We start from the raw sequence: 2,167 nt of genomic DNA, 5'->3' as shown, positions 1-2,167 counted from the left end.
TGAGCATACACTCGCATTTCTGAAAATAATCAGTCAAATAAGACCATTTGCGCCAAATTTGTGCCAAATTATTAATTATATCAAACAAAGGAGTGTTAAATAATATGGTCAGCTATCGCAAAAGAGGAAATGTTTGGCAATACGAAATTTCATATAAAGATCTGAACGGGAAGTACAAGAAGCTTCGTAAGTCTGGATTTGAACTGAAGAGCGATGCAGAAAGAGCCGCCAGTGATATTAGATCACGATACGTTAGCGTACGTCACTACCAAGCCGGAAATGTTTCTTTAGCAGAATACTTTGAACATTGGGTTGAGCTTTACAAAGCAGAGTCAGTCAGTGCAGTTACGCTCATCAAATACTACAACACCCTTGGTCATATCCGTCGACTGTTTGGAAAGACTTTGTTGAAAGATATCACCCGATCGACTTACCAGGAAATCATTAATATCTTTGCCAAAGATCACGCACCACGAACCGTTGCTACCTTTCACAAACATATTCGAGCCGCACTATTAGATGCACTCGACGAGAAAATAATACCATTCGATCCGACGCGAAAAATCGTAATTAGTGGCCATCACATTTCACACCCCAAAAAGGCATTAGACTACAAAGAATGGCGTATCTTGCTTAGTCTCTTGAACCTAGCAACACGAGAACATCTCATTATTCATTTGGCAGCAGTCACTGGCATGCGTTATGCGGAAATAGTGGGCTTAACTGCGACTGATTTGGACAGCGCCAGTCATATCATCAGTGTCAACAAAACCTGGGATTATAAGTATCGCACTGGCTTCAAAAAGACCAAGACACCAAGCTCGGTACGTAAAATCACGATCGATACTCATACCCATCAAGCATTAACTTCTTATATTGCAGCACACTCAAACGAACCAGACACCCCTATTTTTCTCCATGATGGGCGAGTGCCAGTAAGTGCAGAAATAAACAAGGTATTGACCAATCTACTGAGCTCGAACAGTTTGCCCAGAATCACCTTCCACGGCCTTCGCCACACGCACGCCTCCATTTTGCTCTATCAAGGTATCAGTGTCTTGAGCGTGTCTAAGCGCCTGGGACATGCAAATATTACGACCACTCAATCCACCTACCTGCACGTCATTAAAGAGTTGGAAGAAAAGGATACCGATAGAATCGTTAACCTTATTTCACTTTAGAAAATTGGCACTTTCCTTGGCACAACAACACCCCTCACTCACAAGGATTGAGGGGTGTTATTGTCTATTTCAGTGGATCGAGAAGCTTCTGTCCGCCTTGAACTTTTTCGTGATTGACCAAAACACCATCATCCAAATTCAACTTAATGTGCATGTTGGCAACGTGCTGAAGTGAAATATCGTACTTCGAGATCTCATCTAGCTGTTTGTCTAGCTTAGCAACTTCTTTAGTCATAGCGTTACGCTGCTTAGCATTGGCTTCGACCTCAATCATATTCTTAAGTTGCGTTCGACGATTACCGTATGCTTCTTGGAGCGGATGCAAGTACGAGGTTCGGACCATTGCGAGGGTATTTTCATCGTAACGATGAAGGTACATCAAGGCTCGGAACCCTCCCTGGCGACCAGAAGAAAGCTGCCAGTATATCGGGCGCTTCTGATAAGTGGAAAGATGATCCTTTTTGTAGAAATCATCGAGGAAGTACTTTCGGATTTGTTCCTCTGGGGTATCACCCTTCTTACCTAAAGCATCGGCAATGAACCTAATATTTTCATTGAGATGTTCTGTACCGAAAGTAGTCATCAGAAATTCCTTCAAGCGATTGATAATGTCGCGTTGATCCCCAAAGTAATCCTCATCAGTTAACAGAATCAAATCATCAGTATTTGGTTTAAACGTTTGATACTTTGAAGCGTCCCATTCGCCACCAGCGAAGGCCAACCCAGACACATCAAGAGAGTACCGACCAAACACAACACCAATGAAATAGGACAGGAAAGCCTTGATGTCACGTGGTAGGTCCGCTTTACGCACCGAGACATCTTTGTCAGCAACTTCTGGGGTTAGCTCATCTTGAAGGCCGTAGAGATCGATGAAGATGCGATTCAGTTCTTCTTCGTTTGCTTTCAGCTGGTTGAAACGATCCGCGGCTTTTTGCGCCCACTGATTATATGCGGCTTCTACTGTCCAATTTTGATTATGCTCA

Annotated in this window: 1 protein-coding gene and 1 pseudogene; one reads left to right on the top strand and one right to left on the bottom strand. The window is 43.2% G+C overall.

Translation table 11 applies throughout. From position 1 onward, the window contains the following. Positions 1-104 precede the first annotated feature (104 nt). The gene (locus tag AAA927_RS12820) at positions 105-1,181 is read left to right on the top strand and encodes a site-specific integrase (RefSeq protein WP_338218153.1); all 1,077 of its coding nucleotides are present in this window, start codon (positions 105-107) and stop codon (positions 1,179-1,181) included. 64 nt (positions 1,182-1,245) lie between these two features. Here AAA927_RS12820 and AAA927_RS12815 read toward each other — a convergent pair. After that, positions 1,246-2,167, bottom strand: a pseudogene (locus AAA927_RS12815) (BREX-1 system adenine-specific DNA-methyltransferase PglX); the annotation flags it as partial.

Origin of the sequence: Lacticaseibacillus salsurivasis, assembly GCF_036246225.1 — a bacterium.
Lineage (GTDB): Bacteria > Bacillota > Bacilli > Lactobacillales > Lactobacillaceae > Lacticaseibacillus > Lacticaseibacillus salsurivasis.
Note: the sequence above shows the minus strand (reverse complement) of the source record. Positions and strands in the feature narration are given on the sequence as shown.

Excerpts from the sequence above, each read along its gene's own strand:
- AAA927_RS12820 (WP_338218153.1), top strand. The coding sequence starts at position 105 with ATGGTCAGCTATCGCAAAAGAGGAAATGTTTGGCAATACGAAATTTCA.